The 16588-nt window shown below is 55.5% G+C and carries 17 protein-coding genes; 5 read left to right on the plus strand and 12 right to left on the minus strand.

Annotated elements, in window-relative coordinates; all coding sequences use genetic code 11:
* Both ligA and zipA read right to left on the minus strand, forming a co-directional pair.
* Positions 1–2016: an NAD-dependent DNA ligase LigA gene (gene ligA, locus L2Y28_RS15635; RefSeq protein ID WP_032622331.1), complete on the minus strand. Its 2016-nt coding sequence runs from the start codon at positions 2014–2016 to the stop codon at positions 1–3.
* 68 nt (positions 2017–2084) lie between these two features.
* Positions 2085–3080: a cell division protein ZipA gene (gene zipA, locus L2Y28_RS15640; protein WP_022648943.1), complete on the minus strand. Its 996-nt coding sequence runs from the start codon at positions 3078–3080 to the stop codon at positions 2085–2087.
* A 229-nt stretch (positions 3081–3309) separates the two neighbouring features.
* Between zipA and cysZ the strand changes: the two genes are divergently transcribed.
* The 5 genes from cysZ (at position 3310) to crr (ending at position 8101) form a co-directional block, all read left to right on the plus strand.
* The gene (gene cysZ / locus L2Y28_RS15645) at positions 3310–4071 is read left to right on the plus strand and encodes a sulfate transporter CysZ (protein ID WP_022648944.1); all 762 of its coding nucleotides are present in this window, start codon (positions 3310–3312) and stop codon (positions 4069–4071) included.
* A 163-nt stretch (positions 4072–4234) separates the two neighbouring features.
* Positions 4235–5206 carry a cysteine synthase A gene (gene cysK / locus L2Y28_RS15650; RefSeq protein WP_006811453.1) on the plus strand — a complete coding sequence of 324 codons (972 nt, stop codon included), beginning with the start codon at positions 4235–4237 and terminating at the stop codon, positions 5204–5206.
* Between the two features lie 317 nt (positions 5207–5523).
* A complete protein-coding gene (gene ptsH / locus L2Y28_RS15655) occupies positions 5524–5781 on the plus strand; it encodes a phosphocarrier protein Hpr (protein ID WP_000487600.1) in 258 nt (85 codons plus the stop codon).
* Positions 5782–5826: 45 nt separating this feature from the next.
* Complete coding sequence (gene ptsI / locus L2Y28_RS15660; protein WP_022648945.1) at positions 5827–7554, plus strand: phosphoenolpyruvate-protein phosphotransferase PtsI; 1728 nt, start codon at positions 5827–5829, stop codon at positions 7552–7554.
* A 43-nt stretch (positions 7555–7597) separates the two neighbouring features.
* Positions 7598–8101 carry a PTS glucose transporter subunit IIA gene (gene crr, locus L2Y28_RS15665; RefSeq protein WP_022648946.1) on the plus strand — a complete coding sequence of 168 codons (504 nt, stop codon included), beginning with the start codon at positions 7598–7600 and terminating at the stop codon, positions 8099–8101.
* A gap of 44 nt (positions 8102–8145) precedes the next feature.
* Here crr and pdxK read toward each other — a convergent pair whose 3' ends face one another.
* The 10 genes from pdxK to L2Y28_RS15715 all read right to left on the minus strand — a co-directional run bounded on the left by pdxK (position 8146) and on the right by L2Y28_RS15715 (position 16441).
* Positions 8146–8982, minus strand: a complete 837-nt coding sequence (gene pdxK / locus L2Y28_RS15670; RefSeq protein WP_022648947.1) for a pyridoxine/pyridoxal/pyridoxamine kinase — start codon at positions 8980–8982, stop codon at positions 8146–8148.
* Positions 8983–8987: 5 nt separating this feature from the next.
* A complete protein-coding gene (gene cysM, locus L2Y28_RS15675) occupies positions 8988–9899 on the minus strand; it encodes a cysteine synthase CysM (protein ID WP_022648948.1) in 912 nt (303 codons plus the stop codon).
* A gap of 67 nt (positions 9900–9966) precedes the next feature.
* Positions 9967–11061 (minus strand): sulfate/thiosulfate ABC transporter ATP-binding protein CysA, encoded by a 1095-nt coding sequence (cysA, locus tag L2Y28_RS15680; RefSeq protein ID WP_022648949.1) that lies wholly within the window; start codon positions 11059–11061, stop codon positions 9967–9969.
* A complete protein-coding gene (gene cysW / locus L2Y28_RS15685; protein ID WP_022648950.1) occupies positions 11051–11926 on the minus strand; it encodes a sulfate/thiosulfate ABC transporter permease CysW in 876 nt (291 codons plus the stop codon). Before cysW ends, cysA begins: the two co-directional genes overlap by 11 nt.
* A complete protein-coding gene (gene cysT, locus L2Y28_RS15690; RefSeq protein ID WP_022648951.1) occupies positions 11926–12759 on the minus strand; it encodes a sulfate/thiosulfate ABC transporter permease CysT in 834 nt (277 codons plus the stop codon). The genes cysW and cysT overlap by 1 nt, the downstream gene beginning before the upstream one ends.
* Complete coding sequence (locus L2Y28_RS15695) at positions 12759–13772, minus strand: sulfate ABC transporter substrate-binding protein (protein WP_022648952.1); 1014 nt, start codon at positions 13770–13772, stop codon at positions 12759–12761. Before L2Y28_RS15695 ends, cysT begins: the two co-directional genes overlap by 1 nt.
* A gap of 176 nt (positions 13773–13948) precedes the next feature.
* Positions 13949–14848: a Dyp-type peroxidase gene (locus L2Y28_RS15700; protein WP_022648953.1), complete on the minus strand. Its 900-nt coding sequence runs from the start codon at positions 14846–14848 to the stop codon at positions 13949–13951.
* A 92-nt stretch (positions 14849–14940) separates the two neighbouring features.
* On the minus strand, positions 14941–15516 hold the full coding sequence (locus L2Y28_RS15705; protein ID WP_022648954.1) for an RpoE-regulated lipoprotein: 576 nt from the start codon (positions 15514–15516) through the stop codon (positions 14941–14943).
* A gap of 63 nt (positions 15517–15579) precedes the next feature.
* Positions 15580–16029, minus strand: coding sequence for a DUF2919 domain-containing protein (locus L2Y28_RS15710; RefSeq protein WP_022648955.1), 450 nt, complete (start codon positions 16027–16029; stop codon positions 15580–15582).
* Positions 16016–16441: a GNAT family acetyltransferase gene (locus tag L2Y28_RS15715; protein ID WP_003861292.1), complete on the minus strand. Its 426-nt coding sequence runs from the start codon at positions 16439–16441 to the stop codon at positions 16016–16018. The genes L2Y28_RS15710 and L2Y28_RS15715 overlap by 14 nt, the downstream gene beginning before the upstream one ends.
* Positions 16442–16588: the final 147 nt, after the last annotated feature.

The raw sequence follows: 16588 nt of genomic DNA on the forward strand, positions 1-16588 counted from the left end.
TCACTCTCCTAAAAGGCGCATCATTTCCGCTTCATCGATCACCTCGATGCCGAGCTCCTGCGCTTTTGCCAGCTTCGAACCGGCCGCTTCCCCGGCGATCACCAGGTCGGTTTTCTTTGACACGCTTCCCGCCACTTTTGCCCCAAGCGCCACCAGGCGCGCTTTCGCGTCATCACGCGAGAGCTGGCTCAGACTGCCGGTCAGCACCACCGTTTTACCGGCAAACGGGCTGTCGATCTCTTCTGCATTAACCACTACCGGTGCGGGCCAGTGAATGCCCTGTTCCAGTAATTTACCAATCACTTCACGGTTGCTCTCTTCGGCGAAGAAGTTGAAGACGTGGCTAGCGACCACTATACCAACGTCAGGGACTTTCTGTAGTTCGTCGATGGTGGCTTTCTCAAGAGCCTCCAGCGTGCCGAAATACGCCGCCAGCCCTGCCGCCGTCGCCTCTCCGACTTCACGAATGCCGAGCGCGTAAAGGAAACGGGCAAAGGTAGTATTTTTGGCCGCCTCAAGCGCATTGACCACGTTCTGGGCAGATTTCGGCCCCATACGATCAAGACCGGTCAGCTTACCTGCCGTCAGGGTAAAGAGGTCCGCTGGCGTATGGACATACTCTTTCTCAACTAACTGGTCGATGATCTTGTCACCCATTCCGTCGACGTCCATCGCCCGGCGGGAGACGAAGTGCTTCAGGGACTCTTTACGCTGCGCGCCGCAGATTAACCCGCCCGTACAGCGCGTTACCGCTTCACCTTCCACGCGCTCAACATCCGAACCACATACCGGACAATGGGCAGGAAACTCGATGGCACGGGTATCGGCAGGACGTTCTGATTCCACTACGTTAACCACCTGCGGGATCACATCGCCCGCGCGGCGAATCACCACTTTGTCACCAATTCGCAGCCCCAGACGGGCAATTTCATCGGCGTTATGCAGCGTAGCGTTACTGACCAGCACGCCAGCCACCTGCACAGGCTCCAGACGCGCCACAGGCGTAATCGCCCCCGTACGTCCTACCTGAAATTCCACGTCGCGAACGAAGGTCATCTGCTCCTGCGCCGGGAACTTAAAGGCCACTGCCCAGCGTGGCGCCCGGGCAACAAAACCCAACTGTTCCTGCAATGCCAGGGAGTTAACCTTGATCACTACGCCATCAATATCAAACCCAAGCGTGGGACGATCTTCTTCAACCTTGTGATAGAACGCCAGCACCGCCTCTGGAGAGTCGCAAAGCTGCACGCGGTTGCTTACCGGCAAACCCCACTCTTTGAACTGCATTAAACGACCCAGGTGGGTATCCGGCAGGTCACCGCCTTCCAGGATCCCGACGCCGTAGCAGAAGAAAGTAAGCGGTCGCTTCGCGGTGATGCGCGGATCGAGCTGGCGCAGCGAACCTGCCGCCGCGTTACGCGGGTTTGCAAACACTTTACCCCCGGTACGACGCGCTTCTTCATTGATCTTCTCAAAGCCCGCCTGCGGAAGGAAAACTTCCCCGCGCACTTCCAGCCGCGCAGGAATGTTATCGCCACGCAGCTTCAGCGGGATCGCACGAATGGTGCGCACATTGGTGGTGATGTCTTCCCCGGTGGTGCCGTCGCCGCGCGTTGCGGCACGTACCATCACGCCGTTCTCATAAAGAATGCTGACGGCCAGACCATCCAGTTTTAGCTCGCAGCACCAGCTCAGATTGTCGACGCTCTTCAGGCGATCCTGCACGCGCTTGTTGAAAGCCAGAAAACTCTCTTCATCAAACACGTTATCCAGCGACAGCATCGGCACTTCGTGGCGCACCTGGCTGAAAGCACCCAGCGGTTCCGCGCCGACGCGCTGCGTTGGGGAATCGGGCGTAATCAGTTCGGGGTGCTGCGCTTCCAGCTCGCGCAGTTCACGCATCAGGCGGTCATATTCCGCATCCGGCACTTCCGGTGCGTCCATAACATGATAGAGATATTCATGATGGCGAAGCGTGGTTCGCAGTTCAGTAAGTTGTTGTTCGATTGAGTCCATATCGCACCATCAATGAGAAAAACCCCCGACAGGCGGGGGTTGAGGAGGAGTTGAAGTAAACGCGACGATTACGCGTTAGCTTCCTTAACTTCGCGGATGCGGTCCTGATATTCGCGCAGTTTCTGCGGCGTCATCATACGACGCTGATCGTCGAGCACCACACCGCCCACTTCGTCGGCGATGTGCTGAGCGGACTGTAGCATCAGCTTAAAGTTTTGCAGCTCGTCACCGTAGGACGGCACCTGCATAAAGATCGTAACCCCAGGCGTGACGAAATCACCGGTCATTTCCGGGTCAAACGTGCCTGGATTGACCATATTGGCCAGGCTGAACAGCGCCGGACCGCTGCCGTCAGGACTCAGGTGGCGATGGAAAATATTCATGTCGCCGAACTTGAAGCCTGCCTGTTGGATGCTGTTAAGCAGCACGTCACCGTTCAGATGGGTGCCATGATGAGCAGCCACATTCATGATGATTACCGCTTCTTTACGCTGCGGCTTTTCAACAACCGGTTCTGGCTCAACAACAGGCTCTGGCTCAACGCGCGGAGCGGGCTGTGGCGCAGGCGGTGCAGATTCAGGTTGCGGTTGTTCTACCGGCTGCGGCTGTTGCACTGGCTGTGGCTGATGCACTGGCTGTGCAGGCTGTTGCACAGGTTGCTGCTGTACAGGCTGTGGCGCAACGGGCTGCTGTTGCACAGGCTGCTGCGACGGATGACGAACAGGTTCTTCCACTGGCGGCGGCGCTGGCTGGCGCGGCTGGGCAGAGGCATACGGTGGTTGATACTGGTGCTGCGGAGCGCGGGGAGCTTCATGCTCTCCATGCGCTGCGCCGGGCGCAGTATTGACCCGATGAACACGAACTTCACCCACGCCGTCGTCGTCAAGACCGTCGATGTCGTCTTCAACGTCATCGTCTTCGCGACTGGACTTCATGCGCTTCAGTGGACGATCGCGAAACATAGAGGAACGCTCTTTACGGCTGGTCCAGAAACCATGTACCAGTAAAGCGATTATGGCGATCGCGCCAACAATGATTAATATCAGACGCAAATCCTGCATCATTATATTCTCTGTTGTTCTAACACCTTGCCACCACGGCAAACATTTACTCACTAAGAGTATTTGCCGTTTACGTCAAGTGCAAGTGTATGCAGAGCATTCACAGCATAAAGATGAACTAAATCGTGCTTTTTGCTGGTTTTTCGAACATTTCCGAACTGGTCATTGGCCCGTAACTGGATAATATAGGCGGGCAATTCCACTGGTTGTGTAAAAAGGAGTACAGCCTGGTATGGTTTCAACATCTTCTTCTGCCCCACGTAGCGGGGTCTGGTACTTTTCTCAGGGCTGGAAACTGGTCTCCCTGCCGGGCATTCGACGCTTCGTTGTTTTGCCGTTACTGATCAACATTATTCTGATGGGGGGCGCGTTCTGGTGGCTGTTCACCAGACTGGAAAGCTGGATCCCTTCCCTGATGAGCTATGTGCCGGACTGGTTACAGTGGTTGGACTACCTGCTCTGGCCGATTGCGGTTATCTCCGTGCTGCTGGTTTTCGGCTATTTCTTTTCGACGATAGCTAACTGGATAGCCGCGCCGTTCAACGGTCTGCTGGCCGAACAGCTGGAAGCGCGCCTGACCGGTGCGGCGCCGCCTGACACGGGCGTACTGGGGATCGTGAAAGATGTCCCCCGCATCATGAAGCGCGAATGGCAGAAGTTTGCGTGGTACCTGCCGCGGGCGATTGTGCTGCTCATCCTTTATTTTGTACCCGGGATCGGCCAGACGGTCGCACCCGTGCTGTGGTTCCTGTTCAGCGCCTGGATGCTTGCTATCCAGTACTGTGATTATCCGTTCGATAACCACAAAGTGCCGTTTAAAGAGATGCGCACTGCCCTGCGCACTCAGAAGGTTGCCAATATGCAGTTTGGTGCCCTTACCAGCCTGTTCACCATGATCCCTTTCCTGAATCTGTTCATCATGCCCGTTGCCGTTTGCGGCGCGACGGCGATGTGGGTGGACTGCTACCGTGCTAAGCACGCGTTATGGAAGTAATGCAAAAATGTGTAAAAGAGGGGTGGCTTATGCCGCCCCTTATTCCATACTGATCCCCATTATTTCCTTGCAGCATATAGATATGCGATTTCCTTACTTCCCCATACCTGTTCAACAGGTATGCTGGGTCGGTATCCCAATTTCATACAGTTAAGGACAGGCCATGAGTAAGATTTATGAAGACAACTCGCTGACTATCGGTCATACGCCCCTGGTTCGACTGAACCGTATCGGTAATGGACGCATTCTGGCGAAGGTGGAATCTCGTAACCCAAGCTTCAGCGTTAAATGCCGTATCGGTGCGAATATGATTTGGGATGCTGAAAAGCGTGGCGTGCTGAAACCTGGCGTTGAGCTGGTTGAACCCACCAGCGGCAATACCGGTATCGCCCTGGCCTATGTTGCGGCTGCGCGCGGCTATAAGCTGACGCTGACTATGCCTGAAACCATGAGTATTGAGCGCCGTAAGCTGCTGAAAGCGTTGGGTGCGAATCTGGTCCTCACGGAAGGCGCGAAAGGCATGAAGGGCGCGATTCAGAAGGCCGAAGAAATCGTCGCCAGCGATCCTGCAAAGTATCTGCTGCTCCAGCAGTTCAGCAACCCGGCCAACCCGGAAATTCATGAGAAAACCACCGGCCCGGAAATCTGGGAAGATACCGACGGTCAGGTTGATGTGTTTATCTCCGGCGTAGGCACCGGCGGTACGCTGACCGGGGTGTCTCGCTATATTAAAGGCACGAAAGGTAAAAAAGATCTGATTACCGTTGCCGTTGAGCCAACCGACTCTCCGGTTATCGCTCAGGCGCTGGCAGGCGAAGAGATCAAACCAGGTCCGCACAAAATCCAGGGTATCGGCGCTGGCTTTATTCCAGGCAACCTCGATCTGAAGCTGATCGATAAAGTGGTCGCAATCACCAATGAAGAAGCCATCTCCACGGCGCGTCGCCTGATGGACGAGGAAGGCATTCTGGCGGGTATCTCTTCCGGTGCGGCGGTTGCTGCAGCTCTCAAACTGCTGGAAGACGAAACCTTTACCAACAAGAATATTGTGGTTATCCTACCGTCTTCGGGTGAGCGTTACTTAAGCACAGCACTGTTTGCCGATCTGTTCACAGAGAAAGAACTGCAACAGTGATGCCAGCATGTTAAAAACGCGTAAAAAAGCACCTTTTCAGGTGCTTTTTTGTGGCCTGCTTCAAAGTTTTACCCCTCCTGGCATTGCTTCACCCCGTTGGGTCTGGTATTTAAACCAGCAATTATTTTGATGCGCGAAATTAATCGGTGAACGAAATAGCGCTGCTGAATCGATTTTATGATTTGGTTCAAGTCTTGCTTTCACTGCATAATGTTTAATGACGATTGAAACGTCAGCGCTAACTATACAGGCTAAAGTTAAGTCGCCAGGCTAGACTTTAGTTCCACAACACTAAACCTATAAGTTGGGGAAATACAATGTTCCAGCAAGAAGTTACCATTACCGCTCCGAACGGTCTGCACACCCGCCCTGCTGCTCAGTTTGTTAAAGAAGCGAAAGGCTTCACTTCTGAAATCACTGTGACTTCCAACGGCAAAAGCGCTAGCGCAAAAAGCCTGTTCAAGCTGCAAACTCTGGGTCTGACTCAGGGTACCGTTGTTACCATCTCCGCTGAAGGTGAAGACGAGCAGAAAGCAGTTGAGCATCTGGTTAAGCTGATGGCTGAACTCGAGTAAGTTTACCGGGTTCTTTTCAATATCAGTCACAAGTAAGGTAGGGTTATGATTTCAGGCATTTTAGCATCCCCGGGTATCGCTTTCGGCAAAGCATTGCTGCTGAAAGAAGACGAAATCGTCATTGACCGGAAAAAAATTTCTGCCGACAAGGTTGATCAGGAAGTTGAACGTTTTCTGAGCGGTCGTGCCAAGGCATCTGCGCAACTGGAAGCGATTAAAACTAAAGCTGGCGAAACTTTCGGTGAAGAAAAAGAAGCCATCTTCGAAGGGCACATTATGCTGCTCGAAGATGAGGAGCTGGAGCAGGAAATCATAGCCCTGATTAAAGATAAAGGCATGACGGCCGACGCGGCTGCGCATGAAGTTATCGAAGGTCAGGCAACTGCCCTGGAAGAACTGGACGATGAATACCTGAAAGAGCGTGCGGCTGACGTACGTGACATCGGTAAGCGCCTGCTGCGCAACATCCTGGGTCTGGCCATCATCGATCTGAGCGCGATTCAGGACGAAGTCATCCTGGTTGCCGCTGACCTGACCCCGTCTGAAACCGCACAGCTGAACCTGAACAAGGTGCTGGGTTTCATTACTGATGCAGGTGGACGTACCTCCCACACCTCTATCATGGCGCGTTCTCTGGAGCTGCCAGCCATCGTGGGTACCGGTAGCGTCACCTCGCAGGTGAAAAACGACGACTATCTGATTCTGGATGCCGTAAACAACGTGGTTTACGTCAACCCAACTAACGATGTGATCGAGCAGCTGCGTTCCGTTCAGGAGCAGGTTGCTACCGAGAAAGCGGAACTCGCTAAACTGAAAGATCTGCCAGCCATCACGCTGGACGGCCATCAGGTTGAAGTGTGCGCTAACATTGGTACCGTACGTGACGTTGACGGCGCTGAGCGCAACGGTGCGGAAGGTGTAGGTCTGTATCGTACTGAATTCCTGTTCATGGACCGCGACGCCCTGCCAACGGAAGAAGAGCAGTTTGCAGCGTACAAAGCGGTTGCGGAAGCGTGCGGCTCGCAGGCCGTTATCGTCCGCACCATGGATATCGGTGGCGACAAAGAGCTGCCGTACATGAACTTCCCGAAAGAAGAGAACCCGTTCCTGGGCTGGCGTGCCGTACGTATCGCCATGGATCGCAAAGAGATCCTGCGTGACCAGGTTCGCGCTATCCTGCGTGCATCCGCTTTCGGTAAGCTGCGCATCATGTTCCCGATGATCATCTCTGTTGAAGAAGTGCGTGCACTGAAGAAAGAGATTGAAATCTACAAGCAGGAACTGCGTGACGAAGGTAAAGCATTTGACGAGTCAATCGAGATCGGCGTGATGGTGGAAACACCGGCAGCCGCGACCATTGCACGTCATTTAGCCAAAGAAGTTGATTTCTTTAGTATCGGTACCAATGATTTAACGCAGTACACCCTGGCAGTTGACCGTGGTAATGATATGATTTCACATCTCTACCAGCCAATGTCGCCGTCTGTACTGAATTTGATCAAGCAAGTTATTGATGCTTCTCATGCAGAAGGTAAATGGACTGGCATGTGTGGTGAGCTTGCAGGCGACGAACGTGCTACACTTCTGTTGCTGGGTATGGGTCTGGACGAATTCTCTATGAGCGCCATTTCCATCCCGCGCATCAAGAAGATTATCCGTAACACGAACTTCGAAGATGCGAAGGTATTAGCAGAGCAGGCTCTTGCTCAACCGACAACGGACGAGTTAATGACGCTGGTTAACAAGTTCATTGAAGAAAAAACAATCTGCTAATCCACGAGATGCGGCCCAAATTACTGCTTAGGAGATAAGTCTAATGGGTTTATTTAGTAAACTGTTCGGTGACAAAAGCAATAGCGACTCCGGAACTATTGAGATTGTTGCTCCGCTCTCCGGCGAGATCGTCAATATCGAAGACGTGCCGGATGTAGTGTTTGCTGAGAAAATCGTTGGTGATGGCATTGCTATCAAACCAACTGGCAACAAAATGGTTGCTCCAGTTGACGGTACCATTGGTAAGATTTTTGAAACCAACCATGCGTTCTCTATCGAATCCGATAGCGGTATCGAACTGTTCGTTCACTTCGGTATCGACACCGTTGAACTGAAAGGCGAAGGCTTCAAACGTATCGCGGAAGAAGGCCAGCGTGTTAAAGTTGGCGACCCTGTAATTGAATTCGATCTGCCACTGCTGGAAGAAAAAGCGAAGTCTACCCTGACTCCGGTTGTTATCTCCAACATGGACGAAATCAAAGAGCTGATCAAACTGTCTGGCAGCGTTACCGTGGGTGAAACCCCGGTTATCCGCATCAAGAAGTAATTCTTGCCGCACGGTAAAATGGCGCCTTCGGGCGCCATTTTTGTTTATGCAGGCAGAATAAGCTCGTCGTAGCCTTTCGACTGCGTATAGATCATCACGTCAGTCACCCTGTCGCCCGCCATGCGAATGGCGTCGGCCACGGTTTTACCGCCGACGATACCGCTCACCAGCTCCGAACAGAACAGATCCCCCGTCCCTTTCAGGTCCGTCTCAACGCGCGGGTGTGCGCTTACGGTAACGCCCTCCTCGCTCACCAGCACGACGTGGATATTTTGCGGATCGTCAGCCACTGGCGCGCTGGTGATCGCCACCCATTTAAGCGTGTCAGACAGCAGCCCCTGCGCGGCGGCAATGGCGCTCTCCGGCGTACGGCACGGTTTGCCGCTCAGCACTTCCAGCTCAAACACGTTGGGCGTAATGCCCTGGGCCAGCGGGAGCAGGTGCTCACGGTAGGCTTCAGGAATATCCGGCTTCACGTACATCCCGCTGTCGATGTCTCCGATTACCGGGTCGACCAGCACCAGCAGATCGGGATGTTGAACTTTGATCGCCTTCAGCCACTGCGCCAGCAGCACGATCTGGCTGGCGCTGCCCATATAGCCGGTAGTGACCGCTTTTAGCTCGCGCAGGATCTCGCGCTCTTCCAGCGCCTTCAGGTAGCCGCTGAACCACTCGTCCGGGATCACCCCGCCGTAGAAGGTGTCGTAGTGAGGCGTATTGCTGAACAGCACCGTCGGCACGGCGGTAACGTTCAATCGATGGGTGCGAATATTTGGCACCGCGATGCTGTTTCCCACACTGCCGTACACCACCTGCGACTGAACGGCGACAATATCGGTTTGCTGCGCCCGGGTGTTATCCCGGAATAAAATCATCTCCATGACGCTTAAATCCCCGCCCCCTGCGAATAACTCTCTTCACCAAAGACGCCGGTCGACAGGTAGCGATCGCCGCGATCGCAAATAATCGCTACCACTACTGCACCCGGGTTTGCCTTAGCCACCCGAATCGCCCCCGCTACCGCGCCACCCGAACTGACGCCGCAGAAGATGCCTTCACGCACGGCCAGCTCACGCATGGTATTTTCCGCCTCGCGCTGATGAATATCCAGCACCTGGTCCACAAGCTGCGCATTAAAGATGCCCGGCATATACTCCGCGGGCCAGCGGCGAATGCCCGGAATACTGCTTCCCTCTTCCGGCTGGAGGCCGACAATCGTCACCGGCTGCTCCTGCTCGCGCAGAAAACGTGACACACCGGTGATCGTGCCCGTGGTCCCCATGCTGGAGACAAAGTGGGTGATGCGCCCGCCGGTTTGCTGCCAGATTTCCGGGCCGGTGGTGGTGTAGTGCGCGTACGGGTTGTCCGGGTTATTAAACTGGTCGAGCAGCTTGCCTTCCCCGCGCTCCGCCATCGCTAACGCTAAATCTCGCGCCCCTTCCATACCCTGCTCTTTGCTCACCAGAATCAGCTCGGCCCCGTAGGCACGCATGGCGGCACGGCGCTCCTGGCTCATGTTATCCGGCATCAGCAGCTTCATACGATAGCCTTTCAGGGCGGCTATCATCGCCAGTGCGATACCGGTGTTACCGCTGGTGGCTTCGATCAGCACGTCGCCGGGCTTTATTTCGCCGCGCTTTTCGGCCTGAACAATCATCGACAGCGCCGCCCGGTCTTTCACCGACCCCGCCGGGTTATTGCCTTCAAGTTTGACCCAGATTTCGCTGCCGTTGTCACACCCCATGCGCTGAAGTTTGACCAGAGGTGTGTTGCCGATGGTGTGTTCGAGTGTATTCACGTTTTTTACTCAATAAAAAGCCCGGTAAGCATCACGCCACCGGGCGAAAAACATACTCAATAACCTATCAGGCTGACTCCGCCAGAGCAATATCCTCGCGCGTCTCGATGCGCTCGTTCCCGTGATAAATGCGCGCGTGTTGCAGCCCCACAAACAGGCGTTCCCCCCGGTGCGGCGGCTCGTCGTCACGCATAACCACGGTCAGCGGCTCGGTGTACCAGCCCAGGGGCTGTACCACTAATTGGGTGTAGTGACCTTTAGGGCTAGCTTCCAGCACCTGCACCGGAAGCGGTGAGTCCAGGCTGGTACGGCGGCTGACGTCCACTTCCCACGGGCGCAGGAACAGATCCACCGGCCCCTGGTGCGCGGAGGTATACCCCAGCGGCCAGCGGTGCGCGCCAACGTGGAACTGACCGCCGCGAATAGTACCCTGAAGGCGGTTTACTTCCCCCATAAACTCCAGCACAAAGCGGGTCGCCGGTTCACGCCAGAGTTGCTCTGGCTCGTCAACCTGCTCAATGTTGCCCTGACTCATCACCACCACGCGGTCGGCTACTTCCATCGCCTCTTCCTGATCGTGGGTCACGAAAACGCTGGTGAACTGGAGTTCCTCATGAAGCTGACGCAGCCAGCGGCGGAGCTCTTTACGCACCTGCGCATCCAGCGCGCCAAACGGTTCGTCCAGCAGCAGGATTTGCGGTTCCACGGCTAACGCACGCGCCAGCGCCACGCGCTGTTTCTGCCCGCCAGAAAGCTGTGCCGGGAAGCGGTCCGCCAGATGAGCCAGCTGCACCATCTCCAGCAGTTTGGTCACTTTCGCTTTGATGGCGGCCGCATTCGGACGCTCACGACGCGGCAGTACGGTCAAACCAAACGCGATGTTGTCGAATACCGTCATGTGGCGGAACAGGGCGTAGTGCTGGAATACAAAACCCACTTTACGGTCGCGGGCATGCAAACGGCTTACGTCCGTACCGTGGAAGCGGATATGTCCGCTGGTCTGGTGCTCAAGCCCGGCGATAATACGCAGCAGCGTGGTTTTACCGGAGCCAGACGGTCCCAGCAGCGCCACCATTTGTCCGGAAGGGATATCCAGCGAGATATCATTCAGCACCTGGGTGCGACCAAAAGACTTCTTAATATTGGCAATCTCAATGCTCATGATTTCCCTCCTGATGCTGACGTTTTTCCTGATTCTCTAAACGCCACTGCACCACACTCTTCAAAAATAGGGTCAAAATCGCCATCAGCGTCAGCAACGCTGCGGCAGTAAAGGAACCGACGGTGTTGTAGTCCTGTTCCAGTAATTCAATCTGTAACGGCAGCGACAGGGTTTCGCCGCGAATCGAGCCGGATACCACCGACACCGCGCCAAACTCACCGATCGCACGGGCGTTGGTCAGTACCACGCCGTAAAGCAGTGCCCAGCGGATATTCGGCAGCGTGACGCTGCGGAACATCTGCCAGCCGGAAGCGCCGAGCAGCACCGCGGCTTCATCTTCATGGCTGCCCTGGCTGAGCATCACCGGCACCAGCTCGCGTACCACGAACGGACAGGTGACAAAGACGGTCACCAGCACCATCCCGGGCCAGGCGAACATGATCTGCAGGTCGTGTTCATCCAGCCAGCCGCCCAGCGGGCCATTGGAACCGTAGAAGAGCAGATAAACCAGACCCGCCACCACCGGTGACACCGCAAACGGGATATCCAGCAGGGTCAGCAGCAGCTGACGCCCCGGGAAGTTAAAGCGCGTTACCAGCCAGGCCAGCAATACGCCAAACACCAGATTCACCGGGACGGTGATCAGGGCAATCATGACCGTCAGCCAGATGGCGTGGAGCATGTCCGGATCGGCCAGGTTTTGCAGCGCGGGCATAATCCCTTTGCTGAAGGCCTGAACGAAGATGTACACCATCGGCACGACGAGAATGAATGCGGAGACCAGCACGCCGGTACCAATCAGAAACCATTTGCCCCAGTTGATGCGGGGCGCGTCATAGCGCTTCAATTGCGTAACTTCCGCCATCAGTGACCTACCACACGTCGACCAAAGCGACTTTGCAGAGTGTTAATCGAGAACAGCAGTAGCAGCGACGCGGCAAGGATCACCGAGGCAATCGCACTCGCGGCCGGATAATCAAACTCCTGCAAACGGACAAAAATCATCAGCGAGGTTACTTCGGTTTTCCACGCGATGTTCCCGGCGATAAAAATGACCGCGCCAAACTCACCGAGGCTGCGGGTAAAGGAGAGCGCGATACCCGCCAGCAACGCCGGAGAGAGTTCCGGCAGCACGACCTTGCGAAAACTCTGCCAGCGCGTGGCGCCGAGCGTTTCTGCGGCCTCTTCGTATTCGGGTCCTAACTCTTCCAGCACCGGCTGCACGGTACGTACCACAAACGGGATGCTGGTAAAGGCCATGGCCACCGCGATACCGAGCCAGGTATAGGTCACTTTGATATCAAACTTCGCCAGCCACTCACCGTAAAACCCGTTCACGGAGAAGAGCGACGCCAGCGTCAAACCGGCAACCGCCGTCGGCAGGGCAAACGGCAGATCCATCAGCGCGTCGAGCAGGGTGCGGCCCGGGAAGCGATAGCGAGTTAAGATCCACGCCATCAGCAGGCCAAACACGCCGTTAAAAATCGAGGCCACGAACGCAGACAGCAGGGTGACCTTGTAGGCCGCCACCACCTGCGGGTTAGTAATCACTTCCCAGTACTGGGACCAGCTCATCTCAGCGAGCTGCATCACCAGCGCGCTGAGCGGTAATAACAAAATCAGACAGACGAACAGCAGGCTGGTCCCGAGGCTTAAGGTAAAGCCCGGCAGCACACGTCTGGAGGACACTGCAAACATTACTTACGCCCCGCTGCCAGCAGTTTGTCCAACTCACCGCCGCTGACAAAATGCGTTTTCATGACCTCAGGCCAGGCGCCGAAATGATCTTCCACGCGGAACAGCTCGGTCTGCGGGAATTTGTCTTTCAGCTTGCTCATCACGTCCGGGTTGTTGACACGGTAGTAGTAGTCGGTGATAACGGTCTGCGCCTGCGGGCTGTACAGATAGTTCAGGTAGGCTTTCGCCGCCTTTTCTGTGCCGTTAGCCTTAACGTTTTTATCCACCCACGCCACCGGGAACTCGGCCAGAATGTTCGTTTTCGGGATAACCACTTCGAAGCCCTGCGCTTCGTACTGTTTACGAATATTGTTCACTTCGGATTCAAAGCTGATCAGTACGTCGCCCAGCCCGCGCTCGGCGAAGGTGGTGGTTGCGCCACGACCGCCGGTATCAAACACCTCGACGTTTTTCAGGAACTGGGTCATAAACTGTTCGGTTTTCGCTTTATCGTTACCGTCAGCTTTGTCCGCCGCGCCCCACGCCGCCAGGTAGGTGTAACGTGCGTTGCCGGAGGTTTTCGGATTCGGGAAGATCAGCTTTACGTCTGAACGCACCAGGTCGTTCCAGTCGTGGATGTTCTTCGGGTTGCCCTTGCGCACCAGGAAGCCCATGGTGGAGTAAAATGGCGAACTGTTGTTCGGCAGGCGGCTTTGCCAGTTCGCCGGGATCAGTTTGCCTTTGTCGTGCAGGATCTGCACGTCCGTGACCTGGTTGTAGGTCACCACGTCCGCTTTCAGCCCCTGCAAAATGGCCAGCGCCTGCTTGGATGAGCCAGCGTGCGACTGCTTGATGGTCAGCTTGTCGCCGTTGTTCTCTTTCGCCCACTGCTGTTCAAATGCGGGATTAAGGGCGGCAAACAGCTCGCGCGAAACATCATAAGAACTGTTCAGCAACTCGGTTGCCTGCGCCTGCGCCACCAGCAGTAAACCTGCCAGTGCCAGCGATCCTTTTTTCAGTACAGTAACGGCCATTGCGCACCCTTATAAATGTGATGACTATCTTATAGTCATAATATTTATAACGGAGTCTAAAGGAGTAACGGTTTTATATACCGTTTGGTGATTTAGAAGCAGAAAAGGGAATAAGAGGTGCAGGAGAAATTGCCGGGTGGCGCTCACGCTTACCCGGCCTACGAATGGAGAGCGATTTACAACGCCAGCAGGCGCTCAACGGACGGCGCAAAGTAGTAGCCGCCGGTCACCGGGCGGGTGAAGCGCAGCATGGCGTCACGCTTACCGTCGGTATCGCCAAACATGCTCAGCAGCTGCTGTTCGATGTTGTAGAGGCGTGCGCAGTAAGCGCAGAAGTACAGGCCGTGCGTACCGCTCGCGGTGCCGTACGGCAGGCTCTGGCGAACAATCTTCAGCCCCTTACCGTCTTCTTTAAGGTCAACGCGGGACAGGTGGGAAGTGACCGGACGCGCATCGCCGTCAATCTCTTCATTGGCATCTTTGGTACGGCCAATCATCATCTCCTGGTCATGCACGCTCATGCGGTTAAGCTGCCTGAGGTTATGCTCCCAGCGCTGGACGAACACATAGCTGCCGCCCGCGTCCACGCCATCCTTGATTACAGCCACCTCGCGACGCGTCTCTTCCCCGGCCGGGTTTTCGGTGCCGTCGACGAAGCCGCTCAAATCGCGCTCTTCCACCCAGCGGAAACCGTGGATCTCTTCCTGCACGTCGATGCTGTCACCAAAGGCCTCAATCGCAGCCTGAGCGACAGAAAAGTTCACGTCGTGACGCAGGGAGAGGATATGGATCAGAACGTCATACTGGGTGGCGGGCGCAAGACCTTTGCCATAAGGAATAAAGTCTTTCAGCTCTTCTGCGCCTTCGCCGCCGCTCAGATGACGCCAGACGGTGCTGCCAAAGGCGACCACCGCGCCCAGATGGGCTTCGGGGAATTTGGCCTGGAAGGTGGCCAGTTTATCAACGAAAACTTTGCTGGCCGCGCGCAGGGCATCCACGTCCCCTTTGACGTTGGCTTCAATCCAAATCGCCGCCCGGCAATGTTCTGGCAAAATGCCACTCTGAACCTGAGACATCGCTCCTCCTGAAATAAAGATGCCACGACAGCGTGGCATTGATGGCGGCTATTATACCCGGATTTCAGCGAGGCGGCTTGCTCAGGCGCAAATTACTGCTGCCAGATAATTTTGCTCACTTTCCACTTTTTCAGGGTGTCGTCAGACGGCATTAACCCTTCCGGACCGTTCCAGGTGCCGCTGAACACATAGCTAATATGCTGGCTGCCGTCGGCCTTACACTCGACCGCCACGCTCTCCTCCGATGGCACACTGGCGCAGTGGCCAAACGCTTTCTGATAGAGTTCGCCAAACGGCGTTCCCACCTTCACGCCACCTGAGGTCGGGATCTCTTCATCCATCACCGCAATGCGGTTGACCGTACCTTTATCGCCGTTGATGACCATTGCCACCTTGTCATCTTTCAACGCTTCGAAATAGCGCACGATGTTGCCGTTCTCGGTTTTCATGCCGCTGCGCAGGCGATAATCACTGCCGATGGCATCCTGAATGGCATCCTGATCCAGCGCCGTCGAGGCGGTGATTTTGCCCACGCCCTGCTCGGTCACTTCCATTGAGGATCCAAACCAGTTCCACGGATAGGCCGCAGACCAGTTGATGGATGAGAGCGTGGAACAGCCGGTTAACGCCAGCGGGAGAGCGCATAAAAGTAAACGCAGCGATTTCATTGAGACGTCCTTACGTAGTAAATCAACGCTTGTTGGAGTGCAGTATCGACAAAAAGTGCCGTTTTAATCTGGCTCTTGCGTAAAACAGGCGCGTAAACGGGGATTCGTGACCAGCCACAGCAGCGCGACAATATCCGCCACCACCAGTGCAATCCCGATACCGGAAAGCGGCTCGCCGTACAGCCAGAGCAAGGGTTGCCAGACCAGAAGCACAAACTGCGCCAGGATCAGCAGCCAGCGAAGCGCGCGCCAGAAGCGCGGAATGGCTTGCCGCCGTCCGCTGCACAGAAACGCCAGGACCGCCGGTACGCCCGGCAGTAACCCCAGCCAGAACGCATCGTGATCGGGATAAAAGAGATTCAGTAACGTATCGCCCTGCCCGCGCGACGCGCCAGCCATCACGAACAGCACCCAGGTTCGGGCCTGCAACAGCAGAACGCACCAGAACAAAAAAGGCAGACGCAGACGACCGTGAATGTCGTAGTCGCCAGGGTGGAACTCAGTACTCTTCATCTTCGATCAGGCGCTTACCCAGCGTCAGTACATCCGCGTGCTCGTAGCCCAGACGTTCATACATGCCCAGCACCACGTCGTTATCTTCCCGGACCATAATCTGGATTTTCGGGCAGCCACGGGCGATCAGTTTCTTTTCCAGACGGTTAAGCAGCGCGTTGGCGATGCCGCGCGCGCGGTATTCCGGGTGCACGCCCAGATAGTAGGCCGAGCCGCGGTGGCCGTCGTACCCGCCCATCACCGTCCCGACTACTTCGCCGTTGACCTCAGCGACCAGAAACAGACTGACGTCGTGATTCACCTTCCGTTCGATGTCCATTTCCGGATCGTTCCACGGACGCAGCAGATCGCAGCGCTCCCAAAGGGTGATCACCTCTTCGAAATCTTCCTGGCGAAAAACGCGTATCTCCATGGTATTAACCGCCTTTTCGGGTTTAAAAACAGTGATTATGGCGTGAACAGGGCGTTTAGCCAATAACCGGGGAAAAACTCGCCAAAATTTGGCATAATGTCACTTTGTCACGTATTGAAATGAAAAGTAAAACAATTCTCAATAAGG

It is taken from the genome of Enterobacter sp. JH25, from assembly GCF_021725435.1.
GTDB lineage: Bacteria > Pseudomonadota > Gammaproteobacteria > Enterobacterales > Enterobacteriaceae > Enterobacter > Enterobacter intestinihominis.

Excerpts from the sequence above, each read along its gene's own strand:
- crr (WP_022648946.1), top strand. The coding sequence starts at position 7,598 with ATGGGTTTATTTAGTAAACTGTTCGGTGACAAAAGCAATAGCGACTCC.
- ptsI (WP_022648945.1), top strand. The coding sequence starts at position 5,827 with ATGATTTCAGGCATTTTAGCATCCCCGGGTATCGCTTTCGGCAAAGCA.
- cysA (WP_022648949.1), bottom strand. The coding sequence starts at position 11,061 with ATGAGCATTGAGATTGCCAATATTAAGAAGTCTTTTGGTCGCACCCAG.
- ptsH (WP_000487600.1), top strand. The coding sequence starts at position 5,524 with ATGTTCCAGCAAGAAGTTACCATTACCGCTCCGAACGGTCTGCACACC.
- cysW (WP_022648950.1), bottom strand. The coding sequence starts at position 11,926 with ATGGCGGAAGTTACGCAATTGAAGCGCTATGACGCGCCCCGCATCAAC.
- L2Y28_RS15700 (WP_022648953.1), bottom strand. The coding sequence starts at position 14,848 with ATGTCTCAGGTTCAGAGTGGCATTTTGCCAGAACATTGCCGGGCGGCG.
- pdxK (WP_022648947.1), bottom strand. The coding sequence starts at position 8,982 with ATGGAGATGATTTTATTCCGGGATAACACCCGGGCGCAGCAAACCGAT.
- cysT (WP_022648951.1), bottom strand. The coding sequence starts at position 12,759 with ATGTTTGCAGTGTCCTCCAGACGTGTGCTGCCGGGCTTTACCTTAAGC.
- L2Y28_RS15705 (WP_022648954.1), bottom strand. The coding sequence starts at position 15,516 with ATGAAATCGCTGCGTTTACTTTTATGCGCTCTCCCGCTGGCGTTAACC.
- cysK (WP_006811453.1), top strand. The coding sequence starts at position 4,235 with ATGAGTAAGATTTATGAAGACAACTCGCTGACTATCGGTCATACGCCC.
- L2Y28_RS15710 (WP_022648955.1), bottom strand. The coding sequence starts at position 16,029 with ATGAAGAGTACTGAGTTCCACCCTGGCGACTACGACATTCACGGTCGT.
- L2Y28_RS15695 (WP_022648952.1), bottom strand. The coding sequence starts at position 13,772 with ATGGCCGTTACTGTACTGAAAAAAGGATCGCTGGCACTGGCAGGTTTA.
- zipA (WP_022648943.1), bottom strand. The coding sequence starts at position 3,080 with ATGATGCAGGATTTGCGTCTGATATTAATCATTGTTGGCGCGATCGCC.
- L2Y28_RS15715 (WP_003861292.1), bottom strand. The coding sequence starts at position 16,441 with ATGGAGATACGCGTTTTTCGCCAGGAAGATTTCGAAGAGGTGATCACC.
- cysZ (WP_022648944.1), top strand. The coding sequence starts at position 3,310 with ATGGTTTCAACATCTTCTTCTGCCCCACGTAGCGGGGTCTGGTACTTT.
- ligA (WP_032622331.1), bottom strand. The coding sequence starts at position 2,016 with ATGGACTCAATCGAACAACAACTTACTGAACTGCGAACCACGCTTCGC.